Below are 15,791 nucleotides of genomic sequence, written 5' to 3' on the forward strand. Positions count from 1 at the left end.
GATCTACACGCTCGTCTACACTCTTTCCCCACCCGACGCTCTTCCGATCTGGAGCGGCTGGCGCAGCTTGGCGGCGCGGTGGCGCGGGTCAGCCACGACCTGCGCAACATCCTGACCTCGGCGCAGCTTTTCACCGACCGCATCGAGATGTCCCCAAAATCGCGTCAAAACCACACAAACAGAATCGCCAACCCCAAAAATTCCCCCCCGATTCCCCGGGCACGGGAAGCAGACATGCGGCGACTCCCCAAGGTTGACGGTTGTTGTCCTGCCCGAATAGCTTATCTGGGTTGGCGCGCGTAAAGTTCGACCGGGCCCCGCGCGCCGAGGAACGGAACAGACAGGCAGTAAATGAGCGACGACAGAATCAGGAACATGGAAGAGTTCGCGGCGCTCTGCGGCATCTCGCGTCCCACCGTTTCGAAATACTTCAACGATCCCGACAGCGTGCGCGCCTCGACCCGCAAACGCATCGAGGCGGCGCTGGAGCAGTATGACTACCGCCCCAATATCTACGCGGTGAACCAGAATCGGCGCCTGACCAAGAATATCGGCATCGTGGTGCCTTATCTCGCCGACCCGTTCTTTGCCGAGATCGCCCGAAATATCGAACGGCTCTGCATCGAGGCGGGGTTCCGGCCGATCCTTCTGAGTTCCCATGGCGAAGGGCAGCAGGAAAACGACAACCTTGAAAGCCTGTTGTCGATCAAGCCGGCGGGCGTGCTCTTGGCGCCGCTTGGCCGGGCCTCGGACAAAGCCGCCATCGAGCGGTTCTGCCGCGATGTGCCCACGGTGCTGTTCGACAGCAATATCGAGGGGATGGGCGAGGCGTTTATTGGCTCTGACAATGCCAGCTTTGTCAACCAAACCGTTGATTACCTTATGAGAACCGGTGAGCCGCCCTGTTTCCTCGAAATGCGCACCCCAGCCAATCCGAACGCCAACAAGCGCCGCCTGGCCTATATCGAGGCGATGATGCGCCATGGGCAGGATCCGGTGGTGATCGGGATCGAGGGCGATGGCTGGGCCTTCGAAGAGATCGGCCGGCAGGGGGCCCATACGGCGCTGGCCGCAGGCGATTTCACGACCAACACCATCCTGTGCTCCAACGACCGACTTGCCATCGGGGTGCTGTCTGCCTGCTACGAGCGCGGCGTGAAAGTGGGGCGAAGCGCCGATTGCGACATGCGCGTCGCCTCGCATGACGACCATCCGTTCTCGCGCTTCACCTGTCCGGCGCTCACCACTGCCGCGCATGACTATACCAACGTGTCAGGGCGCAGCGTGGAAACGCTTTTCGAGCTGATTGAAAGCGGGGGCCGATTCCAGCGCCGCGACGAAACGCTCTTCCCGGCCCATCTGGTTGTGCGGGCTTCGGCCTGAATTTCCAGTAAAATTTACGCGCGTAAAAATTATGTTGACGCGCGTATGATTCTCTCGCATGGTCAGGCTCGTTACATCCATCAAGGGAGGACAGGATGTCTTCGAAGACCTTTATCCGCGCCACCAGTGCGCTTGCATTGTGCCTGACCGCTTCGGCGGCTCTGGCAGATGGTCATGGAACGACCATCACCATCGCGACCGTGAACAACGGCGACATGATCCGCATGCAGGGTTACACCGACCAGTTCACCGAAGAGACCGGCATCGCCGTCGAGTGGGTGACGCTGGAAGAAAACGTGCTGCGCCAGCGCGTGACCACCGACATCACCACCAACGGTGGCCAGTTCGACATCATGACCATCGGCATGTATGAAACCCCGATCTGGGGCGCCAATGGCTGGCTGGTGCCGCTCGACAACCTGTCGGAAGAATACAACGTCGATGACATCCTGCCCGCCATGCGCGCAGGTCTGAGCCATGACGGCACGCTCTATGCCGCGCCCTTCTACGGCGAAAGCTCCATGGTTATGTATCGCACCGACCTGATGGAAGCAGCGGGCCTGGAAATGCCCCACGCGCCGACCTGGCAGTTCATCCGTGACGCCGCCGCCGCGATGACCGACCGCGACAACGAACAGTACGGCATCTGCCTGCGCGGCAAGCCGGGCTGGGGTGAAGGCGGGGCCTTCATCACCGTGACCGCGAACTCCTTCGGGGCACGCTGGTTCGACGAGGACTGGAACGCCCAGTTCGATCAGCCCGAATGGGCCGAAGCGCTGAACTTCTACGTCGACATGATGAACGCCTATGGTCCTCCGGGCTATGAAAACAACGGCTTCAACGAAAACCTGTCGCTGTTCCAGCAGGGCCGCTGCGGCATGTGGATCGACGCAACCGTTGCCGCGTCCTTCGTGACCAACCCCAACGACTCCTCCGTGGCTGACAGCGTGGGCTTCGCCCTGGCGCCGAATGCCGAAGGTGTTGACCGTCGCTCCAACTGGCTCTGGGCCTGGGCGCTGGCCATCCCGGCCGGCACGCAGCAGGCGGATGCCGCGCTTCAGTTCATCGAGTGGGCCACCTCGGCCGACTACATCGAGCTCGTGGCCGAGAACGAGGGCTGGGCAAACGTGCCGCCGGGTGCGCGCACCTCGCTTTACGAGAACCCGAACTACATCGAGGTTCCCTTCGCTCAGCTGACGCTCGACTCGATCAACGCGGCTGACCCGACGAACCCGACCGTGGACCCGGTTCCCTATGTCGGTATCCAGTTCGTGGCCATTCCGGAATTCGCAGGCATCGCCACCGAGGTGAGCCAGGAATTCTCGGCCGCCTATGCAGGCCAGCAGTCCATCGAGGAAGCTCTGGCCAACGCACAGGCGCTGACCACTGACGCAATGGAAGCTGCGGGCTACTAAGGCCGGTCTCTTCCTCCCCGGGGGGCGGCCCTCATCCGCCCCCCACCCCCGATCTCTCCCCCTGAACATCCCGACCTTTCTCTGGTCGGACCCTTTTGCCCTTGGCATTCTGTCCGCAGCGCGATGATCCGCGCCGACAGAGAGAGAGGACCCCGTCATGGCCACCCAGCATTCCCGCTCTGCCGCCCGACTGATGATGGCCCCTGCGGTCTTCCTCCTTCTGGTCTGGATGCTCGTTCCGCTGACGATGACCCTGTGGTTCTCGTTCACGCGGTACCTGCCACTTCGCGGCGACTCCATCGAACGCGGCCTGACTTGGGTCGGCCTTGAAAACTACGGCCGTTTCCTCAGCTCCAGCTCCTTCTGGCCGAGCGTTCAGACGACGCTGCTGATCGTGGGGGGCATCCTGGCCATTACCGTCGTTCTCGGTATCCTGCTGGCGATCCTGCTCGATCAGCCCTTCTGGGGGCAGGGGATTGTCCGCATTCTCGTGATCGCGCCTTTCTTCGTCATGCCGACGGTGACCGCGCTGGTGTGGAAGAACATGTTCATGGACCCCGTGAACGGCATGTTCGCCCATCTGTGGCGCGCTTTCGGGGCCGAGCCGGTGTCGTGGCTGTCGGATGCCTCGATCCAGTCGATCATCATGATCGTGTCCTGGCAGTGGCTGCCCTTTGCCACGCTCATTCTCCTGACCGCGATCCAGTCGCTCGACAGCGAACAACTGGAGGCTGCGGAAATGGACGGCGCATCTGTCTTGTCGCGCTTTTTCTACATCGTTCTTCCGCATCTGAGCCGGGCCATTACCATCGTGATCCTGATCCAGACGATCTTCCTTCTGTCGATCTTCGCGGAAATCTTCGTAACCACGGGCGGTGCCTATGGAACCCGGACGCTGACCTACCTGATTTTCCAGCGGATCGTGGATAGCCAGAACATCGGTCTGGGGTCTGCCGGCGGTGTCTACGCCATCATCCTGGCCAATATCGTTGCGCTCTTCCTGATGCGCATCGTCGGCAAGAACCTCGACGCGTAAGGGGGCGACAATGGCACGCGCAGCAACCACCCGCCGCAAGATCATCACCACCGCCGCCGCATGGGCGATCGGGCTTCTGATCTTCTTCCCGATCTACTGGACGATCCTGACCAGCTTCAAGACCGAGGCGCAGGCGATCAACAATCCCCCGCTCTTTTTCAACTTCGACTGGACGTTGGAAAACTACGCCATCGTGCAGGAACGCTCCGACTACATGCGCTTCCTGTGGAACTCGGTGATCCTGGCGGGCGGCTCGACGCTCCTGGGGATCCTGGTCGCCGTGCCGGCGGCCTGGTCGATGGCCTTCGTGCCCTCGAAGCGCACCAAGGACATCCTGATGTGGATGCTCTCGACCAAGATGCTGCCGGCCGTGGGCGTTCTCTATCCCATCTCGCTGCTGTTCGTGCAGCTTGGGCTTCTCGATACCCGCATCGGGCTGATCATCGTGCTGATGCTGATCAACCTGCCGATCATCATCTGGATGCTCTACACCTACTTCAAGGAAATCCCGGGCGAGATCCTGGAGGCCGCGCGCATGGACGGGGCCGGATTGAAGGAGGAAATCCTTTATGTTCTGACGCCCATGGCGGTGCCGGGCATCGCGTCCACGATCCTGCTGAACTTCATCCTGGCCTGGAACGAGGCGTTCTGGACCCTGAACCTGACCGCCGCCAGTGCCGCGCCGCTCACGGCCTTCATCGCCAGCTACTCCAGCCCTGAGGGCCTGTTCTTCGCCAAGCTCAGCGCAGCTTCGACCATGGCCATCGCGCCCATCCTCATCCTTGGCTGGTTCAGCCAGAAACAACTCGTCCGTGGCCTGACCTTCGGCGCCGTCAAATAAGGAACCAAGAACATGGGACGCATTACGCTTGATAAAGTCCGCAAAGCCTTTGGCGAGGTCGAGGTCATTCCGCCGCTGGACCTGACCATCGAGGATGGTGAGTTCGTGGTCTTCGTCGGGCCCTCGGGCTGTGGCAAGTCCACTCTTCTGAGGCTGATCGCGGGGTTGGAGGACGTGACCGCCGGGCAGATCCGCATCGACGGCGAGGATGCCACCATGGTTCCGCCCGCCAAGCGGGGCCTTGCGATGGTGTTCCAGTCCTACGCGCTTTACCCGCATATGTCGGTGCGCAAGAACATCGCCTTCCCGATGAAGATGGCGGGCATTGCGAAGGAAGAGCAGGATCGCCGGATCGAGGCCGCCGCCAAGGCGCTGAACCTTACCGACTATCTCGACCGCAGGCCGGGGCAGCTTTCGGGCGGCCAGCGCCAGCGCGTCGCCATCGGTCGGGCCATCGTGCGCGAACCGGCGGCCTTCCTCTTCGACGAGCCGCTGTCGAACCTCGACGCCGCGCTGCGCCACGGGATGCGGCTGGAAATTAGCGAACTTCACAAGCGGCTCGACACCACCATGATCTACGTGACCCACGACCAGGTGGAAGCGATGACCATGGCCGACAAGATCGTCGTCTTGCAGGCCGGCGTGATCGAGCAGGTAGGCAGCCCGCTGGACCTGTATCGCGCGCCCCGCAACATCTTCGTCGCGGGCTTCATCGGCTCGCCCACGATGAATTTCCTGACCGGTGAGGAAGCCGCCAAGCGCGGCGCGCACACGGTCGGCATCCGGCCCGAACATGTCTCGATCTCGACCAGCGATGGGGCCTGGAAAGGCACGGTCGGCGTCTCCGAGCACCTGGGGTCCGACACTTTCCTGCATGTCCATCGCGAGGCGGGCGGGCCTGCAATGACGGTGCGAGTGGATGGCGAGTTCGCCGCCCGCCACGGTGATACGGTCTGGCTCACCCCGCAGGAAGAACACATCCACAAGTTCGACGCCGAGGGGCTGCGCATCGCATGAACCGTCTGGCTGGAAAAACGGCACTGATTACCGGCGCGGCGCGCGGCATCGGGCTCGCCTTTGCCAAGGCCTACGTGGCCGAGGGCGCACGGGTGGCGATCGCCGACATCGACATCGACCGTGCCCGGGCCTCGGCAGCCGGGATCGGCGAGGCCGCGATCGCGGTGCGGATGGACGTGACCGACCAGGCCAGTATCGAGGCAGCGGTAGCCGAAACCGCTGCCGCTTTCGGCCAGATCGACATCCTGATCAACAACGCTGCGATCTTCACCGCCGCTCCCATCGTCGAGATCACCCGCGAAGACTATGACCGGGTGTTCCAGATCAACGTGGCGGGCAGCCTCTTTACCCTTCAGGCCGTGGCCCGGCACATGATCGACAAGGGTATCAAGGGCCGCATCATCAACATGGCGAGCCAGGCCGGGCGGCGCGGAGAATCGCTCGTGGCGGTCTACTGCGCGTCAAAGGCCGCGATCATCAGCCTGACCCAGTCGGCGGGCCTGAACCTGATCCGCCACGGGATCAACGTCAATGCCATTGCCCCCGGCGTCGTGGACGGGGAACACTGGGACGGGGTCGACGCCTTCTTTGCCAAGTATGAGGGCAAGGCGCCGGGCCAGAAAAAGCGCGAAGTGGGCGAGGCCGTTCCCTATGGGCGCATGGGCAGCGCCCAGGATCTCACGGGCATGGCCATCTTCCTTGCCTCGTCCGAGGCCGATTACATCGTTGCCCAGACATATAATGTCGACGGCGGCAACTGGATGAGCTGACGCCATGACCGTGACCCTTTCCCTTGCCAACCTGCCCAGGATCGACGGCGTCGCCGTTCCCGGCTACGCCCGCAGCGAGCTGTCGGCCGGCATCCTGCATTTCGGGGTGGGCAATTTTCACCGGGCGCACCAGGCGATGTATCTCGACAGGCTGTTTAACCAGGGCCTCAGCCGCGATTGGGCCATTGTCGGGGCAGGGGTGCTGGAAGGCGAGCGCCGGGGCCGTGATGTGCTGGCCGCGCAGGACTGGCTCACCACCCTGGTCGAGCAGGAGGCCGACCGCAGTGAAGCCCATATCATCGGCTCGATGATCGACTTCGTGGAGCCCGCCAATGCCGCCGCCACCATCGCGCGTATGGCCGCGCCCGATATCCGCATCGTGTCGATGACGATCACCGAGGGCGGCTATTTCCTCGACGCCGAGGACCGGTTCGATCCGTCCCACGCGGCGATTGCCGCCGATGCCGCCAACCCGGAGGCCCCGCGCACCGTGTTCGGCATGATCCTGGCCGCGCTGCGCCAGCGCCGACAGGCGGGCGTGCCGCCCTTCACGGTCATGTGCTGTGACAACATCCCCCATAACGGGCGCGTCACCCGCAACGCGCTGGTGGGGCTGGCGCGGCTGTCGGACCCGGAATTCGCAGACTGGATCGCCGAGACCGTGGCCTTTCCCAATGGCATGGTCGACCGCATCACCCCCGGCACCACGGACCGCGAACGCGCGATCCTGGCGCAGGAGTTCGGCATTGCCGATGGCTGGCCCGTCTTCTGCGAGGACTTCACCCAATGGGTGCTGGAAGATGACTTCCCGCTTGGTCGCCCGGCGCTGGAAGAGGTCGGCGTGCAATTCGTGGAGGATGTCGCGCCCTACGAGCTGATGAAGCTGCGCATCCTCAATGGCGGGCATGCGGTCATCGCCTATCCGGCGGGGCTGCTGGACATTCACTACGTGCACGAGGCGATGGCCCATCCCCTGATCCGCGGCTTCCTGCGCAAGATCGAGGAAGACGAGATCATCCCGACCGTGCCGCCGGTGCCCGATACCGATCTGGGCGGTTATTTCGACCTGATCGAACGGCGCTTTTCCAATCCCAAGATCGGCGACACCGTGCGCAGGCTCTGCCTCGATGGCTCCAACCGCCAGCCCAAGTTCATCGTGCCGGTTCTGCGCGATGCGCTGGTGGCGGGCGGGCGCTTCGACGGGCTGGCGCTGGAAAGCGCGCTGTGGTGCCGCTATTGCGCAGGAATGAGTGACAGCGGTGCAGAGATCGCGCCGAACGATCCCAACTGGGATGCGCTCGTGACCCTGTCCAACACGGCCAGAACCACCCCGCGCGCCTGGCTGGACCAGGACGGCGTCTATGGCGAGCTCGCCCGCAACGAGGCGTTTGCAGCGGCCTTCGGGCATTGGCTGGGGATGCTGTGGGAGAGGGGCACCGCCGAGACGCTGATCCACTATATCGGGCAGGACGCCGCGCGCGCCGCCGGTTAATCCTTGACCGAGCGCAGGATCACGTTGGTCTGGGCGCTCGACACCGCCGGGATGCGGAACAGGAACTGTTCGAGAAAGCGGTTATAGGCGTCGATATCGGCGCAGGTTACGTGCAGGTGGTAATCCGCCTGTCCAGTGGTGGCATAGCAGGCGCGCACTTCCTCGCGGTGCCGGACCGCGCGAATGAAGACCTGTTGCTGCTCGGGGTCGTGGCGGGTCAGCTGCACATGCACGATCGCTTTGAAACCAAGCCCGCGCCGCGCATCATTGATGCGGATCGTGTAGCCCTCGATCACGCCCGCCTCTTCCAGCGCGCGAACCCGCCGCCAGCAGGACGAGGCCGAAAGGCCCACCTTCTCGGCGAGGTCGGCATTCGAGATGCGGCTGTCCTTGCTCAATGCGCGCAGAATCGTGTCGTCGGTCTCGTCTGGCTCTGGCATGGTTGACCACCTTTCTGGTAATCTTGAAACAGAATTTCACAAACGAGGTTTGATCGCAAGTTTACTGGTCATTTTTTCCGCATCATGCGGGATAGCCTGCCGTCACAGGACAGGAGCCCCGAATGACCGCGCAATCCCCCCGTTTCGACATGTATCAGCTGGACGACCGCTATGCCCGCAGCGAGGGCCGGGTCTACCTGACTGGCACGCAGGCCCTGGTGCGGGTGATGCTGGACCAGGCCCGGCGCGACAGGGCGGCGGGGCTCACGACCGCGGGGTTCGTGTCGGGCTATCGCGGCTCGCCGCTTGGCGGGCTCGACCGGGAATTGTGGCGGCAGAAGGCGCGTCTTGCCGAGAACCGGATCGAGTTTCTGCCTGCGGTGAACGAGGATCTTGGCGCCACCGCAATCCTGGGCGCGCAACAGGCCGCGCTAGACCCGCGATGCGAGGTCGAGGGCGTCTTTTCCATGTGGTATGGCAAGGGCCCCGGCGTGGACCGATCGGGCGATGCGCTGAAGCATGGCAACGCCTATGGCTCGTCACCCCGGGGCGGCGTGCTGGTGGTGGCCGGGGACGATCACGGCTGCGTCTCTTCCTCCATGCCGCATCAATCCGACGTGGCCTTCATGGCCTGGTTCATGCCGACACTGAACCCCGCCAGCATCGAAGAATACCTTAGCTTCGGCGCTTATGGCATTGCTTTGTCGAGGTTTTCCGGAACCTGGGTTGGGTTCAAGGCGATCTCGGAAACGGTTGAGGCGGGCCAGTCGGTCGAGATCCCGGCCGCGCGCGATTTCGTCGAACCGGATTTCACGCCACCGCCGGGCGGCCTGCATGTGCGCCGCTCTGACATGCCGAGCGCCGAGATCGAGACGCGGATCGGCGCCAAGCTCGATGCGGTGGAAGCTTTCGTGGAAGCCAACCCGATCGACCGGCGCATCTACGACATTCCCGACGCGCGCTATGGTATCGTGACCACCGGCAAGGGCCATCTCGACCTGATGGAGGCGCTGCGCCTTCTGGGCCTCGACGAGGCCGCGTGCCGCCGGCTTGGCATCGACATCTACAAGGTGGGCATGGTCTGGCCGCTGGCGCGCCGCGATGCGCTGGCCTTCGTGTCGGAAAAGGAAGAGGTGCTGGTCGTCGAGGAAAAGCGTGGCATCATCGAAAGCCAGTTCAAGGAATATTTCTATGACTGGCCCGGCCACAAGCCGCAACGCATGGTGGGCAAGCATCGCGCGGCGGGCGATCCGCTGATCCCCTGGACCGGCGAGCTGAGCCCTTTGGGGCTTGTGCCCGTGGTGGCCGAGCGGCTGCATGGCTTCTTTCCGGGCGAGGGGCTTCTGGACAAGGCCCGCGCGCTGACCGAGACACCGGCCCCGGTGCTGTCGGTGCCCGGCGCAACCCGCACGCCGTATTTCTGCTCGGGCTGTCCGCATAACAGCTCGACCAAGCTGCCCGCAGGCAGCGTCGCCAATTCCGGGATCGGCTGTCACGTCATGGCGGGCTGGATGGACCGCCAGACCTTCGGGTATGCCCAGATGGGCGGTGAAGGCGTGCCCTGGTCGGTCGCATCGCGCTTTACCGGCGGCGGGCACCGCTTTCAGAACCTGGGCGAGGGGACGTGGTATCACTCGGGTTCGCTCGCCATTCGCCAGGCTGTCGCGGCAGGAGCCGATATCACCTACAAGATCCTCTACAACGACGCGGTGGCGATGACCGGGGGCCAGCCCGTCGATGGCCCCGTCAGCCCCGCCGCCGTGGCGCAGGCCTGCCGCGCCGAGGGGGTGTCGCGGATTGCCGTGATCTCGGACGATATCGGCAAGTTCAAACGCGCGGATTTCCCGGTGGGCACCACCTTCCACGACCGGGCCGAACTGATGCCCGTGCAACGGGACCTGCGCGAGATCCGGGGTGTGTCGGTGCTGCTTTACGAACAGACCTGCGCGACCGAGAAGCGCCGCCGCCGCAAGCGCGGCACCATGCAGGACCCCAAGCGCATCGCCTATATCAACCCGCTGGTCTGCGAGGGCTGCGGCGATTGCTCGGTGGAATCGAACTGCCTGTCGATCGAGCCGCGCGAAACGCCCTTTGGCCGCAAGCGCAGGGTCAACCTGTCGACCTGCAACAAGGATTTTTCCTGCCTGAACGGCTTTTGCCCCAGCTTCGTGACCATCGAGGGCGGGCAGAGACGCAAACCGGCCCCCGTGGCGCTGGATCTCGACGCCCTGAAGGAGGAGCTACCGGTTCCGACCGCGCCAGACCTGTCGCAACCCTTTGACCTGTTGGTGGCGGGCGTGGGGGGCACGGGCGTGGTGACCGTGGGGGCGCTTGTCACCATGGCGGCGCATCTCGAAGGCAAGGGGGCCAGCGTGCTCGACTTCACCGGGTTCGCGCAGAAATTCGGAACCGTTCTTGGTTATGTCCGCATCGGGCAGACGCCCGCGGCGATCAACCAGGTGCGGATCGAACGCGGCGCGGCGGATGCCGTCATTGGCTGTGACGCGGTGGTGTGTTCTTCGCCCAAGGCCTCGATCCACTATCGACAAGGCACGCAGGTGGTGCTGAACCGCGCGGAAATGCCCACGGGCGACCTGGTTCTGCATCGCGACGCGCAGTTGAAGATCGCCGAGCGCGAGGCGCTGATCCGGTCAACCGTGGGCGATGGCGTGCTGGCCTTCGATGCCAACCGGGCCGCCGAACGGCTGATGGGCGACAGCGTCTTTGCCAATATCCTGATGCTTGGGGCGGCCTTCCAGCGGGGTCTGGTGCCGGTTAGCGATCTGGCGCTCAAACAGGCGATCCTGCTCAATGGCGTGGCGGTGGACAAGAACGCCATGGCCTTCGACCTGGGCCGCGTGATGGCGGCGCGGCCCGAGCTTTTGTCGGACATGCTGGACGATGGCCCGGTTCGGCCCGAAAGCCTCGACGATCTGATCGCCGCCCGCGCGGCCTTCCTGACCGACTACCAGGACGCGGCCTATGCCGCTCGCTACACCGACCGCATTGCCGCCTTCCGCAAGGCAGTGCCGCAGGCCAGCGAGGCCGAGATGAGCGCGGCGGCGAAGTCGCTCTTCAAGCTGATGGCGATGAAGGATGAATACGAAGTGGCGCGGCTTTTCACCGAAACCGGGTTCGAGGCAGAGCTGTCGGACCGGTTCGAGGGCGATTACCGGGTGGTTCATCACCTCGCCCCGCCCATTCTGGCCTGGCGGCGCGATGACCGGGGCAGGCCCCTCAAGCGCCGCTTCGGGCCTTGGGTGCGCCCGCTCTTCAAGGGGCTGGCGCGGGCCAGGCGGCTGCGCGGCACCTGGGCGGACCCGTTTCGTTTCAGCGCCGATCGCAGGCTGGACCGGGAGCTGCTCGATTGGTTCGAGCGGGTCATGCGCCACGTGGAAACCGCCCATTACCCCGATACCGCCGAGGCGCTGCTGGCCGCCCCCATGGAGATCCGCGGCTATGGCCCGGTGCGCGAAGAGGCTGCCGCCCGGGTGCGCGCGGACATGCCCGAGGGCCTGCGCTGACTTGACTTCCCCGCCCGGCGCGCCGCTGATGGGGCAGGTCGGGCTTCGGGGATGTCATGCAATCGGATTACGCGATCATTGGCGGCGGAATCGTCGGTCTGTCAGTGGCCTGGGGGCTGCTGCGCCGGGGCCTGTCGGTCACTGTGATCGACGGCAGCGATGGCGATTTTCGCGCCAGCCGGGGCAATTTCGGCCTGATCTGGGTGCAGGGCAAGGGGCTGCGAGAGCCGCGCTATGCGCGCTGGACCATGGGCTCGGCCGCGCTTTGGGCCGAGTTCGCGTCCGAGCTGGAAGCGGCCACCGGGGCAGCGCTCGCCCGTGAGCAACGCGGCGGATACGAGATATTCTTCGACGAGGCCAAGCTGGAGGCCCATGTGGCCGACCTTTCCGGCCTGCGCGACAGGCTTGGGGGCGACTACCCGTTCGAGGTGCTCGGGCGCAACGCGCTCCGGGGGGAAGAGCCCGAGATCGGGCCGGAGGCCGTGGGCGCGGTGCTGCATCACAGTGACGGGCATGTGAACCCGCTTCGGCTGCTGCGGGCTCTGGCCGATGATGTGCGCAGGCAGGGCGGGCAGGTTCTGACCGGGCGCGAGCTTGTGTCCGTGGACAAGCCGGGGCTCTTTCGCCTTTTCTGTTCAGACGGTACCGTGACTGAGGCGCGCAAGGTCGTCCTCGCCGCGGGGCTTGGGGCGGCGCGTCTTGGTCCGAAGCTCGGCTTTCGCGCACCGGTGCGGCCGCAGCGGGGGCAGGTGCTGATCACCGAGCGCCTGCCGAAGCTTCTGTCACGCCCCACGGTCGATCTGCGCCAGGTGGCCGAGGGCGGGCTCCAGATCGGGGCCACCAACGAGGAGGTGGGCTTTGACGACGCCACCACGCCCGAGGCGATGGCGCGGCTTGCGGCGACGGCGGTGCGCACTTTGCCTGCCCTGGCCCGCGCGCGGCTGGTCCGGGCCTGGGCCGCGCTCAGGGTCATGACGCCGGACGGGTTGCCCATCTACCAGCAAAGCCACGAGATGCCGGGGGCCTACCTCGTGACCTGTCACAGCGGCATCACCCTTGCCGCGGCCCATGCGCGCCTGTTGCCCGCCTGGCTGGAAGGCGCGCCCGATGCGCCCAACCTGGAGGTGTTCAGTGAAGACCGTTTCGCCCTTTCGTGACCTGTCGCCCGAGGCCGCGCGGGTGGAGCTGCGCGTCGATGGCCAGGTGCTGCGCCTTCCGCGCGGCATGACGCTGGCCGCGGCCCTGCTGGCCGCCGGGGTCATGCCCTTTCGGCAGACGCCCGTATCCGGCGCGCCGCGTGGCCCCTTCTGCATGATGGGGGCCTGCTATGACTGCCTGGTCGAGATCGGGGGCGAAACGCGTCAGGCTTGCATGATCGAGGTCACGGAGGGGCTCGACATCACCCTTCCCACGGGGCGCGCGCCATGACCGAGGCCGATCTTGTCATCCTGGGCGCGGGCCCTGCGGGCCTTGCCGCGGCACGGACGGCGGCGGATCGCGGCCTGTCGGTGTGCCTGCTGGACGAGCAACCCCGCGCGGGCGGGCAGATTTACCGCGACGTGGCGCGCGTGGACGCCCGGCGTGCGGCGATCCTGGGGGCGGACTATACCCGTGGCGCGGCGCTGGTGCAGGCGCTCGATCATCCCCGGATCACCCATCTGCCGGGCGCTGTGGCCTGGCATCTTGGGGGCACCGAGCTTGGCTATACCCGCGAGGGGCGTGTGGGCACCCTGCGCGGGAGGCGGCTGCTTATCGCGACCGGGGCGCTGGAACGGCCCATGCCGCTGCCGGGCTGGACCCTTCCCGGGGTCATGACGGCGGGGGCCGCGCAAATCCTGCTGAAGGGCTCGGGCATCGTTCCCGAACGCGCCGTTCTGGTGGGCTCGGGGCCGCTTCTCTACCTCGTGGCAGCGCAGATGCTGCGGGCCGGGCTACCCCCGCTGGCGCTGGTCGAAACGCAGGGGCTGGGTGACCTCATGGCCGCCACGCGCCACCTGGGCGGGGCGCTGCGTGGCTGGCGCGGGCTGGTCAAGGGGCTGGGGCTGCTGGCGGAGCTGAAGCGCGGCGGCGTCCCGCGTTACCGCGGCGCAACCGCGATCGCCATCGAGGGGGCCGACCGGGCCGAGGCGTTGCGGTTCACCGCCGGGGGCAGGGTGCATCGGGTCGCCTGCGATACCGTCTTGCTGCATCACGGGGTGGTGCCCAACGTGCAGGCCAGCCGGGCGCTTGGGCTGGCCCATGACTGGAGCGCGCGCCAACAGTGTTTCGTGCCGCGCTGCGATGCGTGGGGGCGCAGCTCGCTCGACCGGGTCTTCGTCGCGGGCGACGGGGCCGGGATCGGCGGGGCAGAGGTGGCGGCGCTGGCAGGCAGGCTGGCGGCGCTGGAAATCGCCACCGATCTTGGCGCGCTCCTGCCCGGCGACCGGGACCTTGCCGCGCGCGCCCTTTGGCGGCGCCTGTCGCAAGAGCGGGCGATCCGGCCCTTCCTCGACCGCGCCTATCCGCCCAGTGCAGAGGTGCTCGACCCCGCTGATGACACGCTGGTTTGCCGCTGCGAGGAGGTGCGCGCAGGCGACATTCGCGCCGCCGCCCGGCAAGGCTGTCTCGGGCCGAACCAGGCCAAGAGCTTTACCCGCGCCGGCATGGGACCCTGCCAGGGGCGCTATTGCGGGTTGAGCGTGACGGGCCTTCTGTCGAAGGCGCATGGACAGTCGCCGCAGCAGACGGGATATTACCGCATCCGCCCCCCCCTGAAGCCCGTGACCCTGGGCGAATTGGCGGGGCTGGCCCAACAACAAGACAGCAAGGACTGACAGGCATGATCGAACGGATCGACATCGGCACCCGCATGAGCAAGATCGTCAAGCATAACGGGGTGGCGTATCTCTGCGGCCAGGTTGGCGCAGGCGAAAGCGTGACAGAGCAGACCCGCAACTGCCTGGCCCGCGTCGAGGCGCTGCTGGAAAAGGCGGGCTCGTCGCCCGAGCAGATGCTGCAAGTGGTGATCTGGCTGGCCGACATGGCCGACTTCGCCGAGATGAACGCGGTCTGGGATGCCTGGGTGCCCGAAGGCCACGCCCCGGCGCGCGCCTGCGGCGAGGCCAAGCTGGCCCGGGCGGATCTGAAGGTGGAAATCATCGTGACCGCCGCGTGCTGATCCCTTGATTTCGCGGGCCTTTGTCTACATTTCATCAGGGAAATGTCGACAGCTTTGCGATGATATGGGAGTGTAGGCCATGACCAAAGCACCGGGACGCCGTATCGTATCCTCCCGTCACCTTGCCGAGGGCGAGGGCTGGGAATCCTCGGAATTCGAATTCGGGCTGATCGTGGCCTACAACGCCTTCTCGCGTTGGATGGTCAAATGCATGTCGGCGGCAGGGCAGGGCGAGATGAGCCCGTTGGAAATCCTCGTCCTGCACAACGTCAACCACCGATCGCGCGAAAAGCGCCTGACCGATGTGTGTTTCCTGCTCAATATCGAGGACACGCACACGGTGAACTATGCGCTGCGCAAGCTGCTCAAGGCGGGGCTTGTGACCTCGGAAAAGCGCGGCAAGGAAGTGTTTTACTCGACCTCGGACACGGGCGCGGCGCTGTGCGAATCCTACCGCGACGTGCGCGAACAATGCCTGCTGGAAGGCCTGTCGCGGATGGACATATCCGGCGATGAGCTGCGCGAGATCGGCTCCAGCCTGCGCGCCCTGTCGGGGCAATACGACCAGGCCAGTCGGGCGGCCTCGTCGCTGTAAGAGGCGTCGAATGGCGTCGACGCAAACAAAACGTTGATAAATTGCAAACGATATGCGAATGATTCCACGCGACCTTCGCGCGGCGTGACGCTGACGGAAAGCCATCGCCCGAACGCGCGGA

The 15,791-nt window shown here is 65.3% G+C and carries 14 protein-coding genes and 1 pseudogene; 14 read left to right on the forward strand and 1 reads right to left on the reverse strand.

Annotation, left to right across the window (positions count from 1 at the left end):
* The 8 genes and pseudogenes from ACEQXV_RS14590 to ACEQXV_RS14625 all read left to right on the forward strand — a co-directional run.
* Positions 1–153, forward strand: a pseudogene (locus ACEQXV_RS14590) (sensor histidine kinase); the annotation flags it as partial.
* A 198-nt stretch (positions 154–351) separates the two neighbouring features.
* Positions 352–1,383, forward strand: a complete 1,032-nt coding sequence (locus ACEQXV_RS14595; RefSeq protein WP_370254253.1) for a LacI family DNA-binding transcriptional regulator — start codon at positions 352–354, stop codon at positions 1,381–1,383.
* A 95-nt stretch (positions 1,384–1,478) separates the two neighbouring features.
* Entirely contained in the window at positions 1,479–2,798 is a 1,320-nt protein-coding gene (locus tag ACEQXV_RS14600; protein ID WP_370254254.1) for a sugar ABC transporter substrate-binding protein, read from the forward strand.
* A gap of 157 nt (positions 2,799–2,955) precedes the next feature.
* The gene (locus ACEQXV_RS14605; RefSeq protein ID WP_370254255.1) at positions 2,956–3,834 is read left to right on the forward strand and encodes a carbohydrate ABC transporter permease; all 879 of its coding nucleotides are present in this window, start codon (positions 2,956–2,958) and stop codon (positions 3,832–3,834) included.
* 10 nt (positions 3,835–3,844) lie between these two features.
* A complete protein-coding gene (locus ACEQXV_RS14610) occupies positions 3,845–4,675 on the forward strand; it encodes a carbohydrate ABC transporter permease (protein WP_370254257.1) in 831 nt (276 codons plus the stop codon).
* Between the two features lie 12 nt (positions 4,676–4,687).
* Positions 4,688–5,692 (forward strand): ABC transporter ATP-binding protein, encoded by a 1,005-nt coding sequence (locus ACEQXV_RS14615; RefSeq protein WP_370269790.1) that lies wholly within the window; start codon positions 4,688–4,690, stop codon positions 5,690–5,692.
* Positions 5,689–6,462: an L-iditol 2-dehydrogenase gene (locus ACEQXV_RS14620; protein WP_370269791.1), complete on the forward strand. Its 774-nt coding sequence runs from the start codon at positions 5,689–5,691 to the stop codon at positions 6,460–6,462. The genes ACEQXV_RS14615 and ACEQXV_RS14620 overlap by 4 nt, the downstream gene beginning before the upstream one ends.
* Positions 6,463–6,466: 4 nt before the next feature.
* Complete coding sequence (locus ACEQXV_RS14625) at positions 6,467–7,954, forward strand: mannitol dehydrogenase family protein (RefSeq protein WP_370269793.1); 1,488 nt, start codon at positions 6,467–6,469, stop codon at positions 7,952–7,954.
* Here the strand turns inward: ACEQXV_RS14625 and ACEQXV_RS14630 are convergent.
* Entirely contained in the window at positions 7,951–8,394 is a 444-nt protein-coding gene (locus tag ACEQXV_RS14630) for an Lrp/AsnC family transcriptional regulator (protein ID WP_370253689.1), read from the reverse strand. The two genes, ACEQXV_RS14625 and ACEQXV_RS14630, sit on opposite strands and share 4 nt — an antisense overlap.
* Positions 8,395–8,516: 122 nt before the next feature.
* On the opposite strand from ACEQXV_RS14630, the gene ACEQXV_RS14635 reads away from it, so the two are divergent.
* The 6 genes from ACEQXV_RS14635 to ACEQXV_RS14660 all read left to right on the forward strand — a co-directional run bounded on the left by ACEQXV_RS14635 (position 8,517) and on the right by ACEQXV_RS14660 (position 15,670).
* Positions 8,517–11,918, forward strand: a complete 3,402-nt coding sequence (locus ACEQXV_RS14635; protein WP_370269794.1) for an indolepyruvate ferredoxin oxidoreductase family protein — start codon at positions 8,517–8,519, stop codon at positions 11,916–11,918.
* Positions 11,919–11,974: 56 nt separating this feature from the next.
* Complete coding sequence (locus ACEQXV_RS14640; protein WP_370269795.1) at positions 11,975–13,075, forward strand: NAD(P)/FAD-dependent oxidoreductase; 1,101 nt, start codon at positions 11,975–11,977, stop codon at positions 13,073–13,075.
* Entirely contained in the window at positions 13,050–13,346 is a 297-nt protein-coding gene (locus tag ACEQXV_RS14645; RefSeq protein ID WP_370253685.1) for a (2Fe-2S)-binding protein, read from the forward strand. The genes ACEQXV_RS14640 and ACEQXV_RS14645 overlap by 26 nt, the downstream gene beginning before the upstream one ends.
* Positions 13,343–14,731, forward strand: coding sequence for an NAD(P)/FAD-dependent oxidoreductase (locus ACEQXV_RS14650; RefSeq protein WP_370269796.1), 1,389 nt, complete (start codon positions 13,343–13,345; stop codon positions 14,729–14,731). Before ACEQXV_RS14645 ends, ACEQXV_RS14650 begins: the two co-directional genes overlap by 4 nt.
* A 5-nt stretch (positions 14,732–14,736) precedes the next feature.
* Positions 14,737–15,075 carry a RidA family protein gene (locus tag ACEQXV_RS14655; protein ID WP_370269797.1) on the forward strand — a complete coding sequence of 113 codons (339 nt, stop codon included), beginning with the start codon at positions 14,737–14,739 and terminating at the stop codon, positions 15,073–15,075.
* Between the two features lie 79 nt (positions 15,076–15,154).
* Positions 15,155–15,670 (forward strand): winged helix DNA-binding protein, encoded by a 516-nt coding sequence (locus ACEQXV_RS14660; protein WP_370253681.1) that lies wholly within the window; start codon positions 15,155–15,157, stop codon positions 15,668–15,670.
* Positions 15,671–15,791 lie beyond the last annotated feature (121 nt).

The sequence above is a fragment of the Nioella sp. genome (genome assembly GCF_964229645.1).
GTDB lineage: Bacteria > Pseudomonadota > Alphaproteobacteria > Rhodobacterales > Rhodobacteraceae > Nioella.

Excerpts from the sequence above, each read along its gene's own strand:
- ACEQXV_RS14595 (WP_370254253.1), top strand. The coding sequence starts at position 352 with ATGAGCGACGACAGAATCAGGAACATGGAAGAGTTCGCGGCGCTCTGC.
- ACEQXV_RS14600 (WP_370254254.1), top strand. The coding sequence starts at position 1,479 with ATGTCTTCGAAGACCTTTATCCGCGCCACCAGTGCGCTTGCATTGTGC.
- ACEQXV_RS14605 (WP_370254255.1), top strand. The coding sequence starts at position 2,956 with ATGGCCACCCAGCATTCCCGCTCTGCCGCCCGACTGATGATGGCCCCT.
- ACEQXV_RS14610 (WP_370254257.1), top strand. The coding sequence starts at position 3,845 with ATGGCACGCGCAGCAACCACCCGCCGCAAGATCATCACCACCGCCGCC.
- ACEQXV_RS14615 (WP_370269790.1), top strand. The coding sequence starts at position 4,688 with ATGGGACGCATTACGCTTGATAAAGTCCGCAAAGCCTTTGGCGAGGTC.
- ACEQXV_RS14620 (WP_370269791.1), top strand. The coding sequence starts at position 5,689 with ATGAACCGTCTGGCTGGAAAAACGGCACTGATTACCGGCGCGGCGCGC.
- ACEQXV_RS14625 (WP_370269793.1), top strand. The coding sequence starts at position 6,467 with ATGACCGTGACCCTTTCCCTTGCCAACCTGCCCAGGATCGACGGCGTC.
- ACEQXV_RS14630 (WP_370253689.1), bottom strand. The coding sequence starts at position 8,394 with ATGCCAGAGCCAGACGAGACCGACGACACGATTCTGCGCGCATTGAGC.
- ACEQXV_RS14635 (WP_370269794.1), top strand. The coding sequence starts at position 8,517 with ATGACCGCGCAATCCCCCCGTTTCGACATGTATCAGCTGGACGACCGC.
- ACEQXV_RS14640 (WP_370269795.1), top strand. The coding sequence starts at position 11,975 with ATGCAATCGGATTACGCGATCATTGGCGGCGGAATCGTCGGTCTGTCA.
- ACEQXV_RS14650 (WP_370269796.1), top strand. The coding sequence starts at position 13,343 with ATGACCGAGGCCGATCTTGTCATCCTGGGCGCGGGCCCTGCGGGCCTT.
- ACEQXV_RS14655 (WP_370269797.1), top strand. The coding sequence starts at position 14,737 with ATGATCGAACGGATCGACATCGGCACCCGCATGAGCAAGATCGTCAAG.
- ACEQXV_RS14660 (WP_370253681.1), top strand. The coding sequence starts at position 15,155 with ATGACCAAAGCACCGGGACGCCGTATCGTATCCTCCCGTCACCTTGCC.